This is a genomic window from Pseudodesulfovibrio alkaliphilus (genome assembly GCF_009729555.1).
In the GTDB taxonomy this organism is placed as follows: Bacteria; Desulfobacterota; Desulfovibrionia; order Desulfovibrionales; family Desulfovibrionaceae; genus Pseudodesulfovibrio; species Pseudodesulfovibrio alkaliphilus.
Genome location: NZ_WODC01000010.1, coordinates 77904 through 98417, shown reverse-complemented (window position 1 = coordinate 98417; position 20514 = coordinate 77904). Strand labels below are relative to the sequence as shown.

Annotated in this window: 18 protein-coding genes; 9 read left to right on the top strand and 9 right to left on the bottom strand. The window is 61.4% G+C overall.

The genetic code is table 11. The features are described from left to right. Nucleotides 1-161: 161 nt before the first annotated feature. From xseB to dxs, 3 genes are read left to right on the top strand one after another with little or no spacing between them, the layout of a single operon-like run. Entirely contained in the window at nucleotides 162-404 is a 243-nt protein-coding gene (gene xseB / locus GKC30_RS13615; RefSeq protein WP_367614146.1) for an exodeoxyribonuclease VII small subunit, read from the top strand. Continuing rightward, nucleotides 394-1287: a polyprenyl synthetase family protein gene (locus tag GKC30_RS13610; protein ID WP_155935520.1), complete on the top strand. Its 894-nt coding sequence runs from the start codon at nucleotides 394-396 to the stop codon at nucleotides 1285-1287. The genes xseB and GKC30_RS13610 overlap by 11 nt, the downstream gene beginning before the upstream one ends. A gap of 21 nt (nucleotides 1288-1308) precedes the next feature. Then, nucleotides 1309-3210 (top strand): 1-deoxy-D-xylulose-5-phosphate synthase, encoded by a 1902-nt coding sequence (gene dxs, locus GKC30_RS13605; RefSeq protein WP_155935519.1) that lies wholly within the window; start codon nucleotides 1309-1311, stop codon nucleotides 3208-3210. Nucleotides 3211-3289: 79 nt separating this feature from the next. Here the strand turns inward: dxs and GKC30_RS13600 are convergent, their stop codons facing one another. Beyond that, complete coding sequence (locus GKC30_RS13600; RefSeq protein ID WP_155935518.1) at nucleotides 3290-3778, bottom strand: YchJ family protein; 489 nt, start codon at nucleotides 3776-3778, stop codon at nucleotides 3290-3292. Between the two features lie 118 nt (nucleotides 3779-3896). Here GKC30_RS13600 and arfB point away from each other — a divergent pair, with 118 nt between their 5' ends. Further along, nucleotides 3897-4319: an alternative ribosome rescue aminoacyl-tRNA hydrolase ArfB gene (arfB, locus tag GKC30_RS13595; protein ID WP_155935517.1), complete on the top strand. Its 423-nt coding sequence runs from the start codon at nucleotides 3897-3899 to the stop codon at nucleotides 4317-4319. Between the two features lie 109 nt (nucleotides 4320-4428). Here the strand turns inward: arfB and GKC30_RS13590 are convergent, their stop codons facing one another. The 4 genes from GKC30_RS13590 to GKC30_RS13575 all read right to left on the bottom strand — a co-directional run bounded on the left by GKC30_RS13590 (nucleotide 4429) and on the right by GKC30_RS13575 (nucleotide 7905). Further along, nucleotides 4429-5472: a radical SAM protein gene (locus tag GKC30_RS13590; protein ID WP_155935516.1), complete on the bottom strand. Its 1044-nt coding sequence runs from the start codon at nucleotides 5470-5472 to the stop codon at nucleotides 4429-4431. A gap of 256 nt (nucleotides 5473-5728) precedes the next feature. Continuing rightward, nucleotides 5729-6340, bottom strand: coding sequence for a 3'-5' exonuclease (locus tag GKC30_RS13585; protein WP_155935514.1), 612 nt, complete (start codon nucleotides 6338-6340; stop codon nucleotides 5729-5731). Nucleotides 6341-6481: 141 nt separating this feature from the next. Then, the gene (locus tag GKC30_RS13580) at nucleotides 6482-7144 is read right to left on the bottom strand and encodes a hypothetical protein (protein WP_155935513.1); all 663 of its coding nucleotides are present in this window, start codon (nucleotides 7142-7144) and stop codon (nucleotides 6482-6484) included. A 14-nt stretch (nucleotides 7145-7158) separates the two neighbouring features. Further along, entirely contained in the window at nucleotides 7159-7905 is a 747-nt protein-coding gene (locus tag GKC30_RS13575) for a hypothetical protein (protein WP_155935512.1), read from the bottom strand. Nucleotides 7906-8024: 119 nt separating this feature from the next. Here GKC30_RS13575 and lgt point away from each other — a divergent pair, with 119 nt between their 5' ends. Further along, nucleotides 8025-8822, top strand: coding sequence for a prolipoprotein diacylglyceryl transferase (gene lgt, locus GKC30_RS13570; RefSeq protein WP_155935511.1), 798 nt, complete (start codon nucleotides 8025-8027; stop codon nucleotides 8820-8822). 17 nt (nucleotides 8823-8839) lie between these two features. On the opposite strand, the gene GKC30_RS13565 is transcribed toward lgt, so the two are convergent. Both GKC30_RS13565 and GKC30_RS13560 read right to left on the bottom strand, forming a co-directional pair. Next, nucleotides 8840-9676 (bottom strand): glutaminyl-peptide cyclotransferase, encoded by an 837-nt coding sequence (locus tag GKC30_RS13565; protein ID WP_155935510.1) that lies wholly within the window; start codon nucleotides 9674-9676, stop codon nucleotides 8840-8842. Nucleotides 9677-9771: 95 nt separating this feature from the next. Further along, on the bottom strand, nucleotides 9772-10431 hold the full coding sequence (locus GKC30_RS13560) for a TetR/AcrR family transcriptional regulator (protein WP_155935509.1): 660 nt from the start codon (nucleotides 10429-10431) through the stop codon (nucleotides 9772-9774). A 131-nt stretch (nucleotides 10432-10562) separates the two neighbouring features. Between GKC30_RS13560 and ispH the strand changes: the two genes are divergently transcribed. The 4 genes from ispH to GKC30_RS13540 all read left to right on the top strand — a co-directional run bounded on the left by ispH (nucleotide 10563) and on the right by GKC30_RS13540 (nucleotide 16192). Beyond that, entirely contained in the window at nucleotides 10563-11411 is an 849-nt protein-coding gene (gene ispH / locus GKC30_RS13555; protein WP_367614145.1) for a 4-hydroxy-3-methylbut-2-enyl diphosphate reductase, read from the top strand. A gap of 406 nt (nucleotides 11412-11817) precedes the next feature. After that, a complete protein-coding gene (locus GKC30_RS13550) occupies nucleotides 11818-12198 on the top strand; it encodes a molybdenum cofactor biosynthesis protein MoaE (protein WP_155935506.1) in 381 nt (126 codons plus the stop codon). Beyond that, nucleotides 12191-13183 carry a GTP 3',8-cyclase MoaA gene (gene moaA, locus GKC30_RS13545; protein WP_155935505.1) on the top strand — a complete coding sequence of 331 codons (993 nt, stop codon included), beginning with the start codon at nucleotides 12191-12193 and terminating at the stop codon, nucleotides 13181-13183. Before GKC30_RS13550 ends, moaA begins: the two co-directional genes overlap by 8 nt. A gap of 174 nt (nucleotides 13184-13357) precedes the next feature. Then, a complete protein-coding gene (locus GKC30_RS13540; protein WP_155935503.1) occupies nucleotides 13358-16192 on the top strand; it encodes a bifunctional diguanylate cyclase/phosphodiesterase in 2835 nt (944 codons plus the stop codon). Here the strand turns inward: GKC30_RS13540 and GKC30_RS13535 are convergent, their stop codons facing one another. Further along, a complete protein-coding gene (locus tag GKC30_RS13535) occupies nucleotides 16193-17746 on the bottom strand; it encodes a response regulator (RefSeq protein WP_155935502.1) in 1554 nt (517 codons plus the stop codon). It lies immediately after the preceding gene. Beyond that, nucleotides 17743-20490, bottom strand: coding sequence for an ABC transporter substrate-binding protein (locus GKC30_RS13530; protein WP_155935525.1), 2748 nt, complete (start codon nucleotides 20488-20490; stop codon nucleotides 17743-17745). Before GKC30_RS13530 ends, GKC30_RS13535 begins: the two co-directional genes overlap by 4 nt. Nucleotides 20491-20514 lie beyond the last annotated feature (24 nt).

The following is a 20514-nucleotide window of genomic DNA, read 5'->3' as shown; positions in this document are numbered from 1 at the left end:
TACATCCGCAAACAAGAGCAGGAAGACAAGCGAATCGAACAATTGAAATTCCGCCTTTAGGCGGTTCTTAAAGCCGCTTTGAGCGGCTCACAAACTCAAGCCCCCGGCTTTGCCGGGGGTCATGACTTGCGTTTTGATTATTGTCAGCACCGGGAGGAGCAGTGAGCGGGGAATCGTTCGAAGAAAGGCTTGCGCGGCTTAAGGACGTGGTGGACCGCCTGGAGCAGGGCGACCTGCCTCTTGAGCAGGGCGTGGCCCTGTACAAGGAGGGGCTGGCTCTGGCCCAGGCCTGCGGCAAACAGCTGGAAACGGCCCGGCAGGAAGTGCGTATCGTCAGCGACGGGCTTGTGCGTGAGTTCGAGGCCCTTGAGTCCATGGTAACGGAGGATGGCGATGACCATTAAAGCGAGGCTTGCCGGGCGGGCCCGGGAGGTCGAGGCGTTTCTCGCCACATGCCTGCGCGGGCGCGGCATCCCGGACAGGTTGCTGGCGTCCATGGAGTATTCGCTGCTGGCGGGCGGCAAGCGGTTGCGGCCGGTGCTCACCCTTGCCTGGGCGTCCATGCTCGGCAGCGATCCGGCCAGGGTCATGCCCTTTGCCGCCAGCCTGGAGTGCATTCACACCTACTCCCTTATTCACGACGATCTCCCGGCAATGGATGACGACGACCTCCGCCGCGGGAAGCCATCCAACCACAAACAGTTCGACGAGGCCACGGCCATCCTGGCCGGAGACGGGCTGCTCACCGAGGCATTTTCGTTGATGTCCGAGGCCGCCCTTGTCCATGGCTTGCCTCCCGAGCGGGTGCTGCGCGCCGTTTCCCTTCTGGCTTCGGCGGCCGGGGGCGGCGGCATGGTGGGAGGTCAGGCCGTGGACATGGCGTTTACCGGGCGTACCGAGGTGGCCCTTGAGGAACTTCGCCAAATGCACGCCATGAAAACCGGGGCGCTGATCACTGCGGCCTGCGAGTGCGGAGCCGTGCTGGCCGGGGCATCGAACCGCGACGTGGAAAATGCCCGCGAGTACGGCCGGGCCATCGGCGTGGCTTTCCAGATCGTGGACGATGTGCTTGATGTGGAGGGCGACACCAACACCCTGGGCAAACCCGCCGGAAGCGATGCGGCTATGGGTAAATCCACGTATCCGGCGCTCATCGGCCTTGGCAGGAGCAGGGAGCTGGCTTCGGAGTACACGGCCCAGGCCGTGGAGCGCCTCGCGGACTATGACGGCGAGGAAAAATCGCTGCTCGCCGATCTGGCCCGGTACATTGTGGACAGAGTGTGTTGATTGGCTTAGTGTGACCCCCCAATGACCGATGCGCTCATGAACACGACCATTCTTTCGCGGATTCGGAAGCCCGGCGATGTCAAGGCATTGTCCTGGGCCGAGCTCGAAATCCTGGCGCAGGAGTTGCGCGACGTGATCATAGGCCAGGTGGCAGGGCACGGCGGACACCTTGCCCCGTCGCTGGGGGTGATCGAGTTGACCCTGGCCCTTTTCCGGGCCTTTGACCTTGAAGAAGACAGACTCATCTGGGATGTGGGCCACCAGGCTTATGCCCACAAGCTGCTGACCGGCCGGGTGGAGCAGTTTCACACCCTGCGCCAGAGGGGCGGCCTGAGCGGGTTTCCCCGGCTGGGGGAGAATCCTTACGACCACTTCGGGGTGGGGCATTCCTCCACCTCCATCTCCGCCGCCTTGGGAATGGCCGTGGCCCGCGACCTCAAGGGGCTGGACCACGAAGTCATCGCGGTCATCGGCGACGGGTCGCTGACCGCCGGCCTCGCCTTTGAGGGGCTCAATCAGGCGGGTGACCTGGGCCGCAAGATGGTGGTGGTGCTCAATGACAACGAGATGTCCATCTCCAAGAACGTGGGTGCCCTTTCCCGCTTCCTGAGCCGCAAGATGACCACCCCCTTTCTGCAGCGTCTCAAGAGCGATGTGGAAGACCTGCTCGGCACCATTCCCAAGATCGGCGACGATCTGGCCGGGTATGCCAAGCGCTATGGGGACTCGGTCAAGAGTTTCTTCACGCCGGGTATTTTGTTCGAGGCATTCCATTTCACCTATGTCGGCCCCATCGACGGCCATAACACTGCGCAGATGGTCAAGGTTTTCGAAGAGGTCTGCCAGATCGACAAGCCTGTGCTGGTCCATGTGCTGACCACCAAGGGCAAGGGGTACGAACCGGCCGAGTCGGATCCCACCCATTTTCACGGTGTGGGGGAATTCGTGCCGGAGACCGGGTTGGCCAGAAAGTTTACGGGCTTTGGCTTGCCCTCGTACACCTCGGTTTTCGGCTCCACCTTGTGCGATCTGGCAGGCCGCGACAAGACCATCGTGGCCATCACCGCAGCCATGCCCGAAGGCACCGGGACCGAGTGTTTCCGCAAGAATTATCCGGAGCGGTTCGTGGATGTCGGCATCTGCGAGCAGCACGCCGTGACCTTTGCGGCAGGATTGGCCACCCAGGGCTACAAGCCCGCAGTGGCCATCTATTCCACCTTCCTGCAACGGGCCTACGACCAGATCGTGCACGATGTCTGTCTGCAAAACCTCAACGTCAATTTCTTCCTCGACCGGGGCGGGCTGGTGGGCGAGGATGGGGCCACCCATCACGGAGCCTTTGACTTCAGCTACCTGCGGCATGTTCCCAACCTTGTGGTCATGGCGCCAAAGGACGAGGCCGAGATGGCCCGGATGATGGTCACGGCCTTTGCCCACGATGGGCCATGCGCCATGCGCTACCCTCGCGGAACCGGCGTTGGGGCGGCGGTCAGCCCTGATCCGCAACCCATCCCCCTGGGCCGTGGCGAGTTGATGCGCGACGGAACCCATGCCGTGGTAATAACCCTGGGTTCCCGGGTGTACCCGGCTGTTGAGGCGGCCATGCAGCTTGAGGACGAAGGCCTTGAGGTGGCCGTATTCAATGCCCGCTTCGTCAAGCCGCTGCCCCGCGAACAATTGCTTGATCTCGCTGCGCGGTTCGAGACCATCTTGTTGGTGGAGGAGAACGCTTTGGCGGGTGGATTCGCCTCGGCCGTGATCGAGCTGCTGACTGACGAGGGGGCGCTTGCGGGCAAGCGGATCAAGCGGATAGGCATTCCCGACGAATTTGTGGAACACGGCACCCAGAAGGAGCTCCGGGCCATGCTTGGCATCGACGCCGAAGGCATGAAGCAGACCCTGCGCCTCCTGTGTTCCCCATAGCGCCCCTGTCCGAGGATGCGCGAAGGCCCGGCTGTCCGTGATGGATGGCCGGGCCTTCGTGCGTTGCGCCATGATCTGGTCAGCGTCCGCAGCACTTCTTGTATTTCCTGCCCGAGCCGCAGGGGCAGGGTTCATTGCGCCCGATCTTGGGCTCCTTGCGGATGGGCGGGCCAGAGACCATCGTGCCATCCAGATAGCGCCATTGGCCATCCACGCGCCGGAACTGGCTGCGCTCGCGGTGGGTGCGTTCCTCGCCGTCAATGGCATATCGGGCAGAAAATTCAACCACGCCCTGATCGTCGTCCACGCCGCCAGCCCAGGTTTCGTGGATCTCAAGGCCCTGCCAACTGGCGGACTCGGCCCATTCGCGGACCGATGCCTCGTCGTGGTCCTTGAGGGCTTCTTCTGAAAGCGTCTCCCTGAGATAGTCAAATTCCTTAAGCACATAGGCGCTGTAACGGGAGCGCATGAGGGCCTCGGCCGTTGGGGCCGGGCTCTGGCCGGCAATGAGGGGGCCGCAGCACTCGATGTGTTCCTTGCCGGAACCGCAGGGGCAGGGTTTGGTCATGGTCGTGTCCTTTGCAGGGGAGTTTGCGATGCGGCGGATTGTATAGAAAGCGATGCGGGTGTCAATGCGCAAATGACGGCGGGGTTGCGGCCCGCTGAGGGCCGTGGCACAGTCGGGCATGCTGTGGATAAACGACACCGTGACAATCTCTGATGATGAAATAACCTATACCGCCTCGCGCAGTTCCGGGCCGGGCGGCCAGCATGTGAATACCACGGACACCCGCGTGACCCTGATTTTTGACCTGGCTGCCAGCAACAGCCTGACACCGTATCAGAAAGAGCGGGTTCTCCGAGCTCTTGGAGGCCGGATCGACAAGCGCGGGGTGCTTCGGGTCTCGTCGCAGTCCTTCCGCAGCCAGAAGTCCAACAAGGAGGAGGCCACCGCCCGGTTCGTGGAATTGGTCCGCCGGGCGCTCTCGCCTGTGACGCCGCGCAGGCCGACTTCGGTCCCCAATAGCGCCAAGCGCAAACGCCTCGTACGCAAGCGGCATACGGCCGAGCGCAAGCGTCGGCGAAAGCCGCCGGACAGGGACGAGTAGGGCGGGGTTTCGTATTAGCCGGTCATTTGGGCGTTGTAGGCCAAGAGTTGCGGGCAGGTGTCGTTCCAAATAGCCTTGTTTCGCTGTCCACCAATAATGCGACGCAGCCTTATGAGTGTCGAAGCGAATGTACTACATAGTTATAGTTAGAAGCTGCTTCCAAAAACGTCTCATTCTTGTCCAAAGCTTCTCTGAATAAATTTAAAGCATCTTGAGGAGCGCCGCGTTTAAATGCAATGATACCTTCAATGTTGAGCACATCTGATCTTTGTTTGTTTTTTTTGTCAACATTTTCCAAAATATCGCATGCGCCATCAATGTCGTTATTGTGAAGAAAATGGGAAGCAGTGTTGACGAAATAATCTGTTTCGTATTCATGATTGAATGGAGTATAATTTTTTTCAACTTTCCAATTGTCAGAGCGATCAGCAGGAAACCCGAAGTTGCAAAACGAACAAGCATCCAGAGGGTATCTCTTTTTCCAAAGAGTGAATGTTCTTAAGTTGAATTGCTTCAGATCATAAAGCATATGTTTGGATTCAATGAATCCTTGGCTAAATGTGCTTTCTGGAGCCAAGTGCGTATAAGCTCCTGCGCCACAGCGTCCCATTATCCCATTTGGGAGAAGTGCAGTACACTCAGAGTTTCCACAGTACATTTCCACTTCACGGGGGGATGAGTAAAACTCAAGTTTGTTGAACGACGATTTTATTGGAAATTCAATTTGAATTTTTGGATTATGCTTTTTTATTCGTGAAGATAACTCTTTCATGCGGTCATAGCCATGAAGTTTTCTTTCTATTACTGGATAGCGTGAAATTTTTATTCTAAAAAGCATTTTCCACAAAAGCTGATGTGCATCTATTGATTTTTCTGAAAGCCAGAACCCGTTTGTTGTTATCAAAAGCGGAACTTTGTACCTGTGGTAAATTTTATATGCAAATGACGTGATGTCGCTATGCAACATAGGTTCGCCGCCCATTATTGAAATCACTCCAAACTGAGCACCTTTGTCACGCAACAAATCGAGCCAGGGAAAATAGTCCTCAGCGTTGTACTCTTTTTTCGGGGCAAACGGAGCATAGTTGTGACACCATCTGCAATTTTGATTGCAATGGTCAACGGCATGCACTTCAACGAGGGGCAGGATCATGACAACCTCTTTATTCGAGACATAATGTCAATGGTTTGGCATACAGTTCTGCGTATTTGGCCAGCACATGTTTTATGCAAGAAATTTGCCAGAGAACGAATTGCCAGGAGCAGTGCCTGGCGGTCCAAATCCGTCCTGGGAAGCAAATTGTTGAGTATATCGGGTGCTGTAATGAAGCGCGAGCGCACCAGATCAAGTAGGCTTACGAAGGAAAGCCCCTGAAAGCATACGATGTGCGTAATGCTGGAACGTGGCTTTAGAGCAGCCCGAGGCGCTCCAGGGCGAGATAGAGCTCGCGGCTGACCCAGGCGTCGGTGGCGGCGTAGTTGACCTGCTGGGGGGTCAGGTTGTCCTTGGCCCAGTTGGAGCATTGGGCGGACTTGGAGATGCGGAAGCCAAGGAGATTGGCGGCCATGTTGCGCAGTCCGTGGGTCTGCATGTTGGCGGCTGTGGTGATTTCCGAGAGATCGATGAATTTTCTGGGTTCGAAGTCGGCCATTTTTTGCAGGCCCAGAATGTCGTCGCGCACGGCCACGCCGGTCTTGGTCACCCGGCTGTCCTCCATGAGATCGCACAGCCCGTTGCACATGGGCAGCAGATTGATCTGGAAGACATACACACAGGCGGCTGTGGCCAGCTGGATAAGGGCTGGCGGGCCGGGCCGCCTGCCTTTCTTGAAGACCGGGCGCGTCTCGGTGTCAAAGCCGAGCAGGGTTTCGCCTTCCATTTCCCTGAGCGCCTGGGTGCGCTGCTTCTCGGTGCGCACCACGGCCACCGGCCCCTCATAGCGGCGCAGGGGCAGGGCGTTTATGTCGTCCTTGGTGAAGGGCCGCAGGTATTGCTCGGGTATGGCGGGGGCCTTGGTCATGAGGTGTCGGTGTTGTGTTGCGGGGCAGCACCCCGTGAAAGACAGCGGATCGTTCAATATTTCATCTCTTTCGTCAAGCTTTGTGTTGAAGAAATGCCTGCGAGGGGAAGGCCCGGCGCCAAGGAGGGGCCGGGCCGGTGCCTAGCTGGTGTATTTGAAGCGTTTGAGGCAGGGCTGCCTGTTGTTGCGCCACCAGTAATTCCCGTCGCAGGACTGGGAGGTGCTCTCTCTTCTGTCGCTGAGGCGATTGATGTTGCCGTCGAACTGGGCAAAGGCGGCCTCCTCGATGGCCTGCGCCACCTGGGTCAGAGGTGGTTGGCCCGATTCCAGGGCGTCGAGCTGGCGGGATACCTCGGCCGAAAGGATCGGCTGGCCGGGGCTGGTCTTGAGATAGGCGTCGAGCAACGCGATGGTCGAAGACTTGTCGCCGAGGCGGGCTGCGGCCAGGGCGGCGTAAAGCGGGGCTTCCCAGACGCGCTTCTCCCTGTCCATGACCCGTTTCATGGGCGTCGCCACCTCGGCGTAGCGGCCCGCATAGTAGAGGGACATGCCCGCCATGGTCAGGTTGGAGGCAAACAGGGTGGTGCGGCTTGGCGGGGTTTCGGCCAGGCCTGCGGCAAAGGCGTCGGCTGCCTGGGCGAAGTGTTGGCTGGCCTGATCGAAACGCCGGAACGTGTAGGCTAACCACGCCCGTTCGAAATTCTTCTGCCCGGTACGCACCGAGGACCAGGCCATGGCTGGCAGGGGGGCCAGCAGTGCGACGGCGAGAAGAGCGATGAGAAGGATGGTCTGCTTTTTTTTCATGACAACCTCGTGGGCTAAAGCATGTAGGTTCTCGCGATGCGGAAGACATCATCATAAGGCAGCTTGTCGCGGATCGCCAGGGCCATTTCCAGGGCCATGTCCATCTTTCGTCCGGTGTGGGCTATGGTCTGGTCGCGGATTTCCTCCAGGTGATGGGCTAGAAAGTCCGCCTCGAAATTGTCGATGGCCAGGGACACGCCTTCGGAGAAGAAACGGGAGCCCATGTGCGGCAGAAACCGCTCCAGGCCCTGGCGTCCCTCGCGACGGGCGAACATGACATAGAAGAGGAGCTTGACCAGCAGCCGGTCCGCCTTGAGCTTGTGGTCCACCGAGAGCAGGATGGAAAGGTCCACTCCCTTGGGCCGGATGGCGTCGAACATGGCCGTGGCCATCTCGAAGACCTTCTCCTCGCGCATCTGCGGCACATCGAATTTCGAGTCCATGCGCACCAGGGTGATGCGCGGATTCTCGCCCGAGGCGATGGCGAAGACGGCCAGCCGCATGAGGTCGATCTTTCGGGCGTAGTCCTCCAGCAGGAGCTCCTGCTTGACGGCGCTTAATCGCCGGACCATGTCCGTGGTCAAGGAGGAGAAGGCCGTTTCGAGCAGATGCAGAATGAAGGGTTCAGCGGTGTTGGCTATCTCCTCGTCGATGATCGCCCGGCCCTTTCTGGTATCCATGATTTTCTTGATGGAGAGCCAGTAGGCGGCCAGCCCTTCAAGGGGCATCTCCAGAATGTCGAGATCCTGCGGCGTATCCATGATCCTCCCGTCCCGGGGTTGACGTGCGTTCCAAAAAGGCACACCGTGTTCCGCAGGCGTCAGCATACCAGAATCCCACGAGAAAACAAAGGCGGCGCGGTGCGCCTGGAGCGGTGTTCATGCTCAGTTATCCGCAGTTTGATCCGGTCATGATTTCCATAGGCCCGCTGGCGCTGCGCTGGTACGGGATGATGTACGTCTTCGGCATCGGGTCGGGCTGGCTTCTGGGCCGGCGGCGGGCTGCCAGCCCGGGCAATCGGTTCACTCCGGCCATGGTGGACGATTTCGTCACCTGGTCCATTCTCGGCGTGGTGGCAGGCGGACGCCTGGGGTATGTGTTTTTCTACAATGCCGAATACTACCTCGCCCACCCGCTCAAGATCTTTGCGGTGTGGGAGGGGGGCATGTCGTTTCACGGCGGGGCGCTGGGCGTGGTGGCGGTGTGCTGGCTCTTTGCCCGGGCCAAGGGGCTCGGCGCCCGCGAGGTGGGCGACTTCATCACTCCGCTGGTGCCGCCCGGACTTTTCTTCGGCCGCATCGGCAACTTCATCAATGCCGAATTGTGGGGACGGCCCACGGACCTGCCCTGGGGCATGCCTTTTCCGGGGGCCGGCAGCGAGCCGCGCCATCCATCGCAGCTTTACGAGGCCGGGCTTGAGGGGGCGCTCCTGTTCGCGATCCTCTGGTGGTATTCTGCCCGGCCGCGTCCGGCAGGGTGCGTGAGCGGCCTGTTCCTGCTCGGCTACGGCGTTTTTCGCTTTGTGGTCGAGTTCGCCCGCGAGCCGGATGCCCATCTCGGTTTCGTGGCGTTGCAATGGATGTCCATGGGGCAGATTCTCTGCCTGCCCATGATCGCCCTTGGCGGCGGTCTGATCTGGTGGGGCTACGCCAAGGAACGGGCGGGGAGCGTCGGGTAGGCTTTTGGGGAGGAGGGTCAGGGAAGCGGAGTGCCGGACATGGTCTCGCGGATGACGGGCATACGCCACAGGGCGGTGTCCACTTCAATGACGAAGAGCTTGTCCCAATGCTTGCCTGTGACGAAAAGCCTGCCTGTCTCGGGATCGTAGGCAATGCCGTTGGCCACCCCGGACTCCGGGGCGATGCGCTCTCGCAGCGGTGTCAGGTCGATCCAGGCGACAACCTGCCCGGTATCAGGGTCGATGACCGCTATTCTGTCGGATTTCCAGACATTGGCCAGAATCATTCCGCCCACGTATTCCAGTTCATTGAGCAGCCGCACGGGTTCGTCGCCATCGCGCACGGCCAGGGTGCCTGTTCTGGCAAAATCCCTGGATCGATGGAAGCGCAGAATGTTTGTGCCCGCGCTGAGGATGAAGCGTTTGCCGTCGTGGGCGAGGCCCCATCCTTCGGTGGATTCTCCATCGGCCCGGTAGGCGAAACTGGCCAGCGTCTCCAGGGTCTGCGGATCAAAGATGAAGCCCGTGCCCGAGAGCCAGGTGAGCATGTAGAGTTTGTTTTCGTGCAGGGCGACGCCTTCGGCGAAGTAGCGGCCTTCGATGCGGCGGGTGAGCAGCCTTTGGCCTGTCTCGGGCTCGGATATGGTCAGGTAGGATTGGCCGAAACCGCCGGAAGATTCCAGCAGCAGCCCCTGGCTGAAGAGCAGTCCCTGAGTGGAGGTCTGCGGATCGTGGGGGTATTCGGCCACCACCCGGCACTCCAGGACCGCAGCCCGGCCAGAGGTGTCGGCCGCCTGGCCGATAGTCGCAAGAACACACAGGGCCAGGGATAAGACGAGTCGAAACGGGTGCATGTCGCGATTTCTCCGGGCGAACGACAGACGGGGAGGATCATCGGAGGATGATCCTCCCCGCCGATGGGGGAAGGTCGCAGGAAACCGGGATGGGGTCAAGGGGAGGGTGACCCCGGTTTCCGACCTTGCTTGCTCTCCCTGACGGCGTGCAGTCCGCCAAGGGAAAATTTGACCACATGGCCGATGAAGTCGTCCATGCTCGCCTGGACCATTGGCCGCTGCGGAGTGAGCCGGTCGAGGATGGGCTGGGTAAGCAGGTGGTCTAGCATCAGAGCCCATATGTTGGAACAGGAGAAGGCCATGGCCCGCTCGGTAATGTCCGGCCCGAGAATGGCTGCAACGATGTCGCGCAGTTCGTCGGCCCGGGGCTGAACCTGGCGTTGAACAATGAAATCCAGGTTGGCGCTGGGCTTGGCCATTTCTCGCAGGAATATGGCCCAGCGCTGGGCAACCATGCCGTTGCCCCGTTCGTAAATCTCCCGGGCCAGAGCGCCGAGAAAGGTGCGCAGCCGCTCGGGCGCATCATCGTCCCGATTGGTCACGAAGTCGTACTCGTCTTTGGGGAAGACCTCACGGAGCACGGCCACATATAGGGCGTCCTTGCCGCCGAAGTGGTAGTTGACCGCTGCGACGTTGGCCCGGGCGCGCCCGCAAATGTCGCGCACGGTTGCCGCGTCAAAGCCTTTGTCCGCAAAAACCTCAATGGCTGCGGCCAGCAGGGCGTCTTTTGTGTTGACGTCGGGTTTTGCGTTCATGATGATGTGGTCGGCGGTTCCAGGGTACAGGATTCAAACGTCCGTTTGAATCACTACCCTCATTTTCGAGGTAAAAGTCAAGCTTTTTTTCCGCCCGGTTCTGCCGGACGGGAGCGAAGGAGATGCTGCGCGTGGAAGTCATTCTGGCCCGGACTGCGGGATTCTGCATGGGGGTGGATCTGGCCCTGAGGAGGCTCGACAAGCTCGTGGCCTCAGCCGGGGGAAGGTCCATCCACATTCTTGGCCCCATCATTCACAACCCCCAGGTGCTCGCCCGTTACGCCGAGCAGGGTGTGCGAATCGCCGGGTCTCCCGCCGAGGTGCCGGACGGCGCTTACGCGGTGATCCGCGCCCACGGCATCCCCCGCGAGACGGAGCGGGAGCTTCGGGACCGCGACGTGATAATCAAGGACGCCACCTGTCCCCGGGTGAAGAAAGCCCAGTTGCTCATCGCCCGGCATACGGCCAAGGGGGAGGTGCTTCTGCTGTATGGTGAGGCCGATCATCCCGAGGTCCGGGGGCTCGTCAGCTATGCGGGCAACGGGCATCACGTTTTTGGCTCCGCCGAAGATTTCGCCCGGCTGGTTCTCAAATCCGGCATTTCCTATGTGCTTGCGGCGCAGACCACTCAGGATAGGGGGGCCTTTGAGGCTATGGCGGAAGGTCTCAAGGCCGACCCGGCAATTGATGTCGTCGTGCTTCACACCATCTGCGACGCCACCAGGCTGCGTCAGGCCGAGACCAGTCAGCTTGCGGAAACGGTGGATTTCATGGTGGTGGTGGGCGGACTCAACAGCGGCAACACGCGGCGGCTGGCCCAGGTGGCCGCCGAGCGCGGCACGCCGAGTGTCCATGTGGAAACCGCAGCAGATCTCGACGTCGATTCCTTGCGCGGGTACGGCCGCGTCGGGGTGACGGCCGGTGCGTCCACGCCGAGAGCGCTCATCGATGAGGTGCTTCGGGTTCTGAAAGGCGTGTAGTGGGCGTTGCCGATCGCAAGAAGGGGCCAGGCGGTTCCGGCGGTGTGCCGGAAGCTGACCCTGGCCCCTGACAGGATGTCCGCCGTGGCCTTTGGGGTTGCCGAATGCTCCGTGCCGCTGGTGGTGTGGAGGGCTCGCAGCGGCGTCGGAGAGGTTGCGTGCTGTTTCGGCGCGGCGTGGCGGACGGCACCTGGGTGGCTGGTGCACCGTGGCATTTTGCCTTTGGTTCCTGAATTGGATCATACTCCATGTCGGCAAGGCTGGTATTATAATTTTTGGTTGGGCGGTTGTTCGCCAATGTGCCGGAGCGGGGGCAAATGAGCGAGGGTTGCCCCCTGAGCTGGTTAGGAGTATTTTTGCCAGGCAAACGCATGAAGGCGTCAACACTATCGAGCCAGGAGGGGTCATGGACATCAGCAAGGCCATAGCCGAACTCAAGCGCGAACCCGGTTTCGCGGACAATGTGGGCATGATTCTCGTGCACAACGGCGTGGTGCGCGCCTGGTCCCGCAAGGACCGCACCGGGGTCTCGGCCATTGAAGTGACCCCGGACCTTGAGCGGATCGAGGCCATCCGGCGCGAGATCGAAGCCCGCGAGGGCATCTTCAGGGCCGTGGCCCACGCCAAAGGCGGACTCATGCACCCGGGCGACGATGTACTCTTCCTCATCGTGGCTGGTGATATTCGCGAAAACGTCAAGCCCGCGCTGGCTGAATTTCTTGACAGGGTCAAGGCAGAGGCCGTGACCAAGCGCGAGGTATTCGTGGATGAGAGGGCTGATGCGTAATCTGCTTGAGGACGGGCATGGCCGCAAGGCCAGCTACATGCGCGTCAGCGTCACCGATCGCTGCAACCTGCACTGTACATATTGCGCAGGAGAGGGAAGGGAGTTTATCCCTCATCCCAACATCCTGCGTTACGAGGAGATTCTTGAGCTGATGGACATGGCCGTCCGGCTGGGGATGGTCAAGTTCCGCTTCACTGGCGGCGAGCCCTTTGTGCGCAAGGATTTCGCCGAATTCATGATTGCCGCGGCCGGGCGATTCCCCGGGGTGGACATGTGCGTGACCAGCAACGCCACCCTGATCGGCGACCATGTGGACAGGCTGGCGGCCTCGGGTGTCCGGCGCATCAATATCTCTCTCGATACCCTGGACCCGGTCAGGTTCCAGCGCATCACCGGGGTCGATCTTTTTCACACCGTGCGGGCCAACATCGACCGCTGCCTGGAGGCGGGCATGGTCGTCAAGGTCAATGCAGTGGCCATGAAGGGGGTCAACGACGACGAGTTGCCCGCCTTTGTGGAGTTTGCGCGCACCCGGCCCATCGACATGCGGTTCATCGAGTTCATGCCGGTGGGACTGGAGACCGGATGGAGCGACGCCAGCGTCTGGTCGGCCGGGGATATCCTGGCACAGGCGTCGGCCCTGGCCGAGCTGGTGCCCTCGCAGCAGGACGCGAGCGGTCCGGCCCGCACCTTTGACATCAAAGGCGGGCTTGGCCGCATCGGTCTCATCTCGCCCTACACCGATCATTTTTGCGGCACATGCAACCGCCTGCGCCTGACCTCGGATGGAAACCTGCGCACCTGCCTGTTTTCCGACAAGGTGTATCGTCTGCGTCCGGTATTGCGCCATCCGCGTCTGGGCATCCCCGCCGTGGAGAGGATCATTGCCCGCGCCAGCAGGCACAAGCCAATGGGCTACAAGCTCCTTGAGCGGATGGTCGGCAATGGCGTCTGCAAGACCCGTATGGCCTCCATCGGCGGATGATTTCGGCTAGCTCCCGGTTTTTCAATATAATGGGCTTCCAAAGTGCGCCGATCCGATTTATTCTGACCCTTCCAGCGCGGAGCCATTGCGCGGGGATGGATTGTCAGAACGAATTCGCAGGATATAATCGCCGTGCCGAACGCCTTGAGAAAAATTGGAATAAAATATCGGTTGATGGGGTACTTTTCCCTGTTCTTTGTCCTGTCCATGGCCGTCTTCGGCAGCGCGGTCTACTCGGTGATGCGTACCACCCTGCTGGAGAGTATCCACCGCGAGCTTGAGAGTTCCACCGAGGCCGTGCGGGCCATGGTCCAGACTTCCTCAGAGGTTTCGGTCCGCAATCGGCTGCGTGCCATTGCCGAGGCCAATTGGAGCATCCTGGCCGAGTTGGCGGCAGAGGTCCGCAACGGCTCCACCACCTTGCCGGAGGCCCAGGCCAGAGCGCGTTCGATCCTGCTTAGTCAGTCCGTCGGCGAGTCGGGGTATGTCTTTGTCATGGACGCCAGGGGCGTGGTGGTGATCCACCCCGACGATTCGCTTGTGGGACGGGACTATGGCGGCGAGTGGATCGGCGAGGAGCAGACGCGGCGGCTTCGGGGATACATGGAGTACGAATGGGCCAATCCTGGCGAGGTGCGGGCCAGACCCAAGGCCATGCACATGGAGTTCTTCGAGCCGTGGGGATGGATCGTGTCGGTGTCGGCCTACCGGGGTGAGTTCGCCTCCCTGGTCGATGTGGCGGACTTTAGCGACGGGGTCAGGGCGATCAGGGCCGGGGATTCCGGCTATCCGCTCATCCTCGGATACGATGGCACCATCATCTATCACCCCTGGCTCAGGGGCAATGTGACCAACATGGTCGACGCCTCGGGACACACCCTGTTCCAGGATATCCGACGCATCGGCAACGGCGAACTGACTTACTCCTGGCTCGATCCGGGCGAGGAAACTCCGCGTGACAAGCTGATGCTTTTCCGTACGCTGCCGGAGCTGGGCTGGATCGTGGTCTCGTCGAGTTATCTCGATGAGGTGTACGCCCCGCTGCGAACACTGGGCACCATCATTCTCACCGCAGTTTTTCTGACTCTGCTGCTGGCCCTGCCGTTGGGCTACTTTCTGGGGCTCTCCATTTCCCGGCCCATCATCTCGCTCATGGACCGCATGCGCGATGCCGACGGAGGCGATGCGTCGGTGCGCGCCGACGAAAACGCCCGGGGCGAGCTTGGCGCGATGGCTTGTCACTTCAACCGCTACATGGCCCGGCTCGAAGACTCTCGCGACGAACTGCGCGGGGAGATAGACGAGCGCATCCGGGCCGAACGGCGGTTGCGCCTTTTCGAGAAGGTCTTTGAGAACGCCCTGGAGGGCATATCCATCACGGACATGTCCGGGGTCATCCTGGCCGTCAACCCTGCCTTCACTACCATTACCGGGTTCACCTCCGAGGAGGTCATCGGCAAGAATCCCCGAGTGCTCAAGTCGGATCAGCATGATCCGGAATTTTACGGCGAAATGTGGAAGAGCCTCAAGGCCAAGGGTTCGTGGCACGGCGAGATATGGAATCGTCGCAAAAACGGGGAGCCCTACCCCGAGATATTGAGCATCAGCTCCATTCGTGACGATGCGGGCCAGCCCGCCAACTATGTGGCCGTGTTCCACGATATTTCGGATCTCAAGCAGAGGGAGCGGCAGATCGAGCATCAGGCGTATCACGACTCGCTGACCGGCTTGCCCAACCGCATGCTGGTGCTTGATCGGCTCAAGATGGTCATCTCCCAGGCCGGGCGCACCGGAACAAGGGTTGCCGTCTTTTTCATCGATCTCGACAACTTCAAGAAGATCAACGATTCTCTGGGCCATGCACGGGGCGATGCCCTGCTCAAGGCCGTGGCCGAACGGCTCGGGACCTTGCGCGGCACCGAGGATACTGTGGCCAGGCAAGGCGGGGACGAGTTCCTCGTGGTGGTCGCCAACATCCACGAGGAGCGTGAGGTGATGGCATTGGCCGAGCGGCTCTTGCGAACCTTTGACGAGCCCTTTGCCATTGACGGGCACGAGCTGTACGTCAGCGCAAGCATCGGTGTGGCCCTGTACCCGGACGACGGTGGCGACCCGGCCGAACTGGTCAAGAACGCGGATATCGCCATGTCTCAGTCAAAGGCCAGGGGGCGCAACGGCTTTTTCCTCTTCACCGAGGAGATGAACGAACGCATTTCGCAGCGCATGCAGCTTGAGAACGACCTGCGCCGTGCCTTGAAGGAACGCGAGTTCACCGTCTACTTTCAGCCCAAGGTGGATTTGGACACGGGCAGGGTCTCCGGGCTTGAGGCGTTGGTCCGCTGGGTCAAACCCGATGGAACCGTGGTCAGCCCGGGCGACTTCATCCCCCTGGCTGAGGAAACCGGGCTGATCGTGCCTCTGGGCGAATTCGTGCTCGACGCCTCGTGCAAGGCGATGCAGGTGCTCGAAGGGGTGGGCTGCTCGGCCCTGACCGTGGCGGTCAACCTGTCCCCGATCCAGTTCGGCCAGGACGATCTGGTGGAAAGGGTCATGGCCAACCTCGAGCGCGGCGGTCTGCCCGCATCACGTCTGGAGCTCGAGATCACCGAGTCCACCCTGATGACCGATGTGCATTCCTCGGTGGCCAAGCTCGACCAGCTGGTGGAGCATGGCATTTCCGTCTCCATCGACGATTTCGGCACAGGATATTCGTCCCTTTACTATCTCAAGACCTTCCCCATCAGTGCGCTGAAGATCGACAGCTCCTTTGTCCGCGACATCACCGAGGACGAGAACGACGCCAAGATCGTTGAGACCGTGGTGCTCATGGCCCGTACCATGGGCATCGACGTGGTTGCCGAGGGGGTGGAGACTCGGGAGCAGCTTGATCTGCTCGCCTCCTTCGGCTGCGCCACGGTGCAGGGCTTTTATTACAGCAAACCGATCCCGCTGGAGGATGTGGTCAGATTCCTGCTCGGCAATGAGGGCATCTGCTCGGTTCGGCGCTGATCATCTGCCCGGCGTCCATTGGTCCCTGATGGTCAGGAACTCGTCGCGGTATTTCAGGAACAAGTCCGTCAGGGCAGGGTCGAACATGCTGCCCCTGTGCTCGCGGATGAAGGCGAGGATGTCGGATACGGGCCAAGCCCTTCTGTGGGGACGGTCGCATCCCAGGGCGTCGAACACGTCCACCAGCATGACAATGCGGCCGACAAGGTCTATGGCCTCGCCTTTGAGCCCCTGGGGGTAGCCCAGGCCGTCCCACCTTTCGTGGTGTTGCAGGGCCACTGCGGCGGCCAGCCTCATGACCGGGCTGCCGGAATCCTTGAGAATTCCGTGTCCGATGGCCGGATGCTCCCTGACCATGGCCAGTTCCGATTCCGAGAGCGGCCCCGCCTTGAGCAGCACGGCGTCGGGGATGCCGATCTTGCCCACGTCGTGCATGGTGGCCGCCAGTCCGAGGCTCTCGGCCTGATCCTCCCTCATTCCCGCCTTGACCGCCAGCAGCCGGGCGTATTCCGCCACCCTGCGGACATGGTTGACCGTTTCGGCCGAGCGCGTCTCCACCGCCTCGCCCAGGCTGAAGAGCAGCTCGCGTTGGGTATCGATCATGGCGGTATTCTGGTCGATGTTGTCAAAGGCGGCCGAGATGTTGGCGGAGAAGATTTCGATGAGCGAGCGGTCTTCCTCTGTGATGGGCCGGGTGCCCTGGAGATAAATGATGTTCTCCGAGCCGGTGGGGGTGCGGAAGTAGCCGATGAATTCGTCGTCGTGGAAGAAGCTGCGTTTTATGGCGGCCGCCCGTTCGATGCAGGCGATGACCTCGCGGTCGCCGGTTTCAGCCACGTCGTGGCCCCGTGCCGCCTCGAACCTCCCTGTGGAGGCGATGACGCGGAACTGGCCGTCGCGCTTGGCCGCAGCCACGCCCGAAGCCCGGGCCATGAGGGTGTCGTCGCCCTGGCAGACGGTGGCGGCGAGCTGGATGAGTACGCCCGAAGCGAACTCGCCCAGGGATTGCGCCCTGAAGAGGTCGGGCGAGGCCGACAGGATGCGGGCCAGTCCCTTGCGGCTGCGCTCGATGGAACGCATGTCGCGGTAGCTGCGGATGGCAGTGGTGATGGCGGTGTAGAGCTTTTGGGATGTCAGTTCGGCTTTTTCCTTGTAGTCGTTGATGTCGTACCTGAAGATCACCTCCTGCTCGGGGGCTTCGCCGGGCTGCCCGGTCCGCAGAATGATGCGGACCAGCTTGTTCCTCAGCTCGTTGCGGGTCCAATCGGCCAGCTCCAGCCCGGCATGGGGGCTTTCCATGACCACATCAAGGAGCATGACCGCGATGTCCGTATGCTCCTCAAGCATCCGCTTGGCCTCGGCCGCCGAGTAGGCAGAGAGGATGGTCAGGCCGGTGCCCTCGAAGAGGTATCCCCTGAGAACCATGGCCGTGACGCGATGCACGAACTCGTCGTCATCCACCACGAGCAGCTTCCAGTTTCTGTCCATGTCCGCGGCCTGGTTCTTGTCGGTCTCAGCGGCAAAGCGCAGTTCGTCGTTTCCGGTGTCGGTCATGCTTCCCTCTCCGGTTTATCCGTTTCCGTGACGTGTTCTCTGGGGATGGATACGGTGAAGGCGGTGCCCTTTCCCGGTCCTGTGGACAGGCGAATGGTGCCGCCAAGCACCTTGTTGACGATGTTGAAGACGATATGCAGCCCGAGTCCGGTGCCGCCGCTGCCCCGTCGGGTGGTGACAAAGGGTTCGAATATCTTGTCCCTGATGGGTTCGGGAATGCCGACACCGTCATCGGAAAAGGTGAAGAGGATATTGCCGTCCTCGGCCCGGCCGTGGATGCGGATGTGTCCCGCCTCGCCAGGGGCAAAGGCGTGGGTCAGCGAGTTGTCCAGCAGGTTGGCGATGATCTGCACCAGGGCTCCGGGGTAGCTGTACAGTTCCACATCCTGGCAAAGGTTTTCCACCGTGTGGGCGCTGCCCCGGTAGCGCGGCCCAAGGCTCAAGAGCACTTCGTCCACGTAGTTGTGCAGGTTGAACAGGCGCGGCAGCTCGGAGGACTGGTCGGCCGCCACCTGCTTGAAGCTGCTTATCAAACCGGCCGCCCGGCCGAGATTGGCCTGGATGCTGGCCGAGGAGTCCCTGGCGTCGGCCAGAAATCGTTTCAGGTCGGATTTTTTGAGGGAGCCCGCGGTAAACGCTGCATCAAGCTCGGCGACTCTGTCTGCCAAAAAGGAGCTGGCCGTGACCCCGATGCCCAGCGGCGTGTTGATCTCGTGGGCCACTCCGGCAACCAGTCCGCCCAGAGCGGCCAGTTTTTCCGAGAGGATCAGTTCCTCCTGCGTCCGGTTCAATTCGTCCAGCGAGCGTTCCAGATCGGCCTTGGCCTGTTCGAGGTTGCGGGTACGCTCCGCCACGCGCCGTTCCAGTTCCTCATTGAGACCGCGTAGTTGGGCCTCGGTCCGCTTGAGCAGGGTAATGTCGCGCCCTTCGGGGATCAGGAGGATGACAGTGCCGTCATCGCCGCGCACGGGCTTGAGGGAGAAGTCCATGACCATGGGTTCGCCGTCGGCGCGGATGGCCGCTGCCTCGCGTCGGACCACCTCGCCTCGGGCGGCCCTGAGCACGGCGTCCTTGATCCAGTTCAGGGTACCGGAGCCGGGTTCGAACCAGTGGGCCAGCCAGAAGGGCTTGCCCACCATCTCTTCGCGGTGTCTGCCGAGTTGCTCAAGCGATCTGTCGTTGACCTGAATCACCGTGCCGTCAGGGGAGAGAATGGCCGTGAACTGGAAGGTCTGGTTGAAAATGGCCCGAAAGCGTTCTTCGCTTTTGCGCAGCGCTTCCTCGGCCAGTTTGCGTTGGGTGATGTCCACGGCCAGTCCGAGAACGGCGGGTTCTCCCGTATCGGCCGGGAGGTAGGGCAGCCGGGTGGTCTGGAGCCAGTGGAGGCTGCCGTCGCGGTGGCGGAAGGGTTCTTCGAGGGTGACGACGGGGTGGCCTGAGTCAAAGACCATCCTGTCCTCGGCCAGTCTGCGCCGGGCCTGTTCAAGGTCTGGATGCGCCTCTGATTCCGGGATGCCGGTCAGCTCGTCCACGCTGGCGCCCAAGGCGTCGGCCATGGCCCTGTTGGCGAGCAGGAACCGTCCTTCGCGGTCCTTGGCATAGACCATGTTGGGGAGCAGGTCGATGACCTGGCGCAGACTCTCGCGGTTGCGTTCGAGTTGGCGGGACTTTGCCAGGATGCGGCGATGTCGGCTGCGGACCCACAGCGCCAGGAGCAGGAAACCCGCCGCGACCAGGATTCCGGTTCCCATCAGATGGGGGTGTCCTTGATCCGGCCAGCCGGATCGCTGATGAGCCGGTGTGTGGAAGAAGTCGTCCAGAGGGCAGACCCGGTCGAGGAGTCCGGCAGTGCGGCATTCCTCGGCCATTCGCTCCCATCTGGAGCGGCTCATGGAGCCGATGTCCACCAGTCGCGGCAGGATGAGATCCTCTATGATGCGGGCCTCGTGGCGCAGCGCCTCCCGGCTCATGCCCGGTGCATAGCGCTCGCGGACGAGGGTGATGATTTCCTCGGGATGGTCCATGGCATAGGCCCAACCCCGCAGGCTCGCCCGCAGGAAGCTGTCCACCAGTTGCGGATCGGTCCGGGCCAGTCGGCGTGAGGCGATCAGGCAATCGCCATAGAAATCCACCCCGTGGTCTGCCGGGCGCATGGTCAGAAGGGGAACATCCGCTTGGGCCAGGGCATGTGGCTGGCTGGTCAGGCAGGCGGACATGGCGTCGGTCTCGCCATGGATGAGGTCGTCGAGGTTCCCGGTGAGTTGCTGGACAAGGATGTCCGTCGCCCTGACGCCGTGGCGGGCAAGCATGACGGAGAGGGAGGGCGGCGGCGCGGTCGGGAGCATGACCCGTCGGCCGACAAGGTCGGTCGGGTCCGGGGTGTCTTGAGGCAAGTCCGGGTCGGCCCGCAGCAGCAGCACGTTGGCCGCGTGCTGGAACACTGCGGCCAGGACCACGATGGGCGCCCCCTGCTGGTAATGGATCAACGCTTGTGCCGAGCTGACGCCGAAATCCGCACGGCCCGAGGCAACCTCTGCCTCGACGGTGATTCCGGGGCGGTGTTCCGCAAACCGGACGGCCAACCCCTCGTCGCGGTAGAAGCCCTGTTCCAGGGCGGCGTAGTATCCTGCGAACTGGAACTGGTGGGACCAATTGAGCTGGAGGGTGACAGGTCGTGGTGCACCGTCGGCCACAGCGACTGCGGGGAAGAGCGTTAGCGCCATGCAGAGGACGGTCCTGGCCATCCATGATCCCCTGGTGCGGGGTGC

Bases quoted from the DNA above. Each gene is read 5' to 3' on its own strand.
- GKC30_RS13540 (WP_155935503.1), top strand. From the start codon at position 13,358: ATGGGGTACTTTTCCCTGTTCTTTGTCCTGTCCATGGCCGTCTTCGGC.
- GKC30_RS13565 (WP_155935510.1), bottom strand. From the start codon at position 9,676: ATGCACCCGTTTCGACTCGTCTTATCCCTGGCCCTGTGTGTTCTTGCG.
- GKC30_RS13550 (WP_155935506.1), top strand. From the start codon at position 11,818: ATGGACATCAGCAAGGCCATAGCCGAACTCAAGCGCGAACCCGGTTTC.
- GKC30_RS13580 (WP_155935513.1), bottom strand. From the start codon at position 7,144: ATGAAAAAAAAGCAGACCATCCTTCTCATCGCTCTTCTCGCCGTCGCA.
- GKC30_RS13575 (WP_155935512.1), bottom strand. From the start codon at position 7,905: ATGGATACGCCGCAGGATCTCGACATTCTGGAGATGCCCCTTGAAGGG.
- GKC30_RS13530 (WP_155935525.1), bottom strand. From the start codon at position 20,490: ATGGCCAGGACCGTCCTCTGCATGGCGCTAACGCTCTTCCCCGCAGTC.
- GKC30_RS13610 (WP_155935520.1), top strand. From the start codon at position 394: ATGACCATTAAAGCGAGGCTTGCCGGGCGGGCCCGGGAGGTCGAGGCG.
- moaA (WP_155935505.1), top strand. From the start codon at position 12,191: ATGCGTAATCTGCTTGAGGACGGGCATGGCCGCAAGGCCAGCTACATG.
- GKC30_RS13590 (WP_155935516.1), bottom strand. From the start codon at position 5,472: ATGATCCTGCCCCTCGTTGAAGTGCATGCCGTTGACCATTGCAATCAA.
- GKC30_RS13585 (WP_155935514.1), bottom strand. From the start codon at position 6,340: ATGACCAAGGCCCCCGCCATACCCGAGCAATACCTGCGGCCCTTCACC.
- GKC30_RS13600 (WP_155935518.1), bottom strand. From the start codon at position 3,778: ATGACCAAACCCTGCCCCTGCGGTTCCGGCAAGGAACACATCGAGTGC.
- GKC30_RS13535 (WP_155935502.1), bottom strand. From the start codon at position 17,746: ATGACCGACACCGGAAACGACGAACTGCGCTTTGCCGCTGAGACCGAC.
- arfB (WP_155935517.1), top strand. From the start codon at position 3,897: ATGCTGTGGATAAACGACACCGTGACAATCTCTGATGATGAAATAACC.
- lgt (WP_155935511.1), top strand. From the start codon at position 8,025: ATGCTCAGTTATCCGCAGTTTGATCCGGTCATGATTTCCATAGGCCCG.
- GKC30_RS13560 (WP_155935509.1), bottom strand. From the start codon at position 10,431: ATGAACGCAAAACCCGACGTCAACACAAAAGACGCCCTGCTGGCCGCA.
- dxs (WP_155935519.1), top strand. From the start codon at position 1,309: ATGACCGATGCGCTCATGAACACGACCATTCTTTCGCGGATTCGGAAG.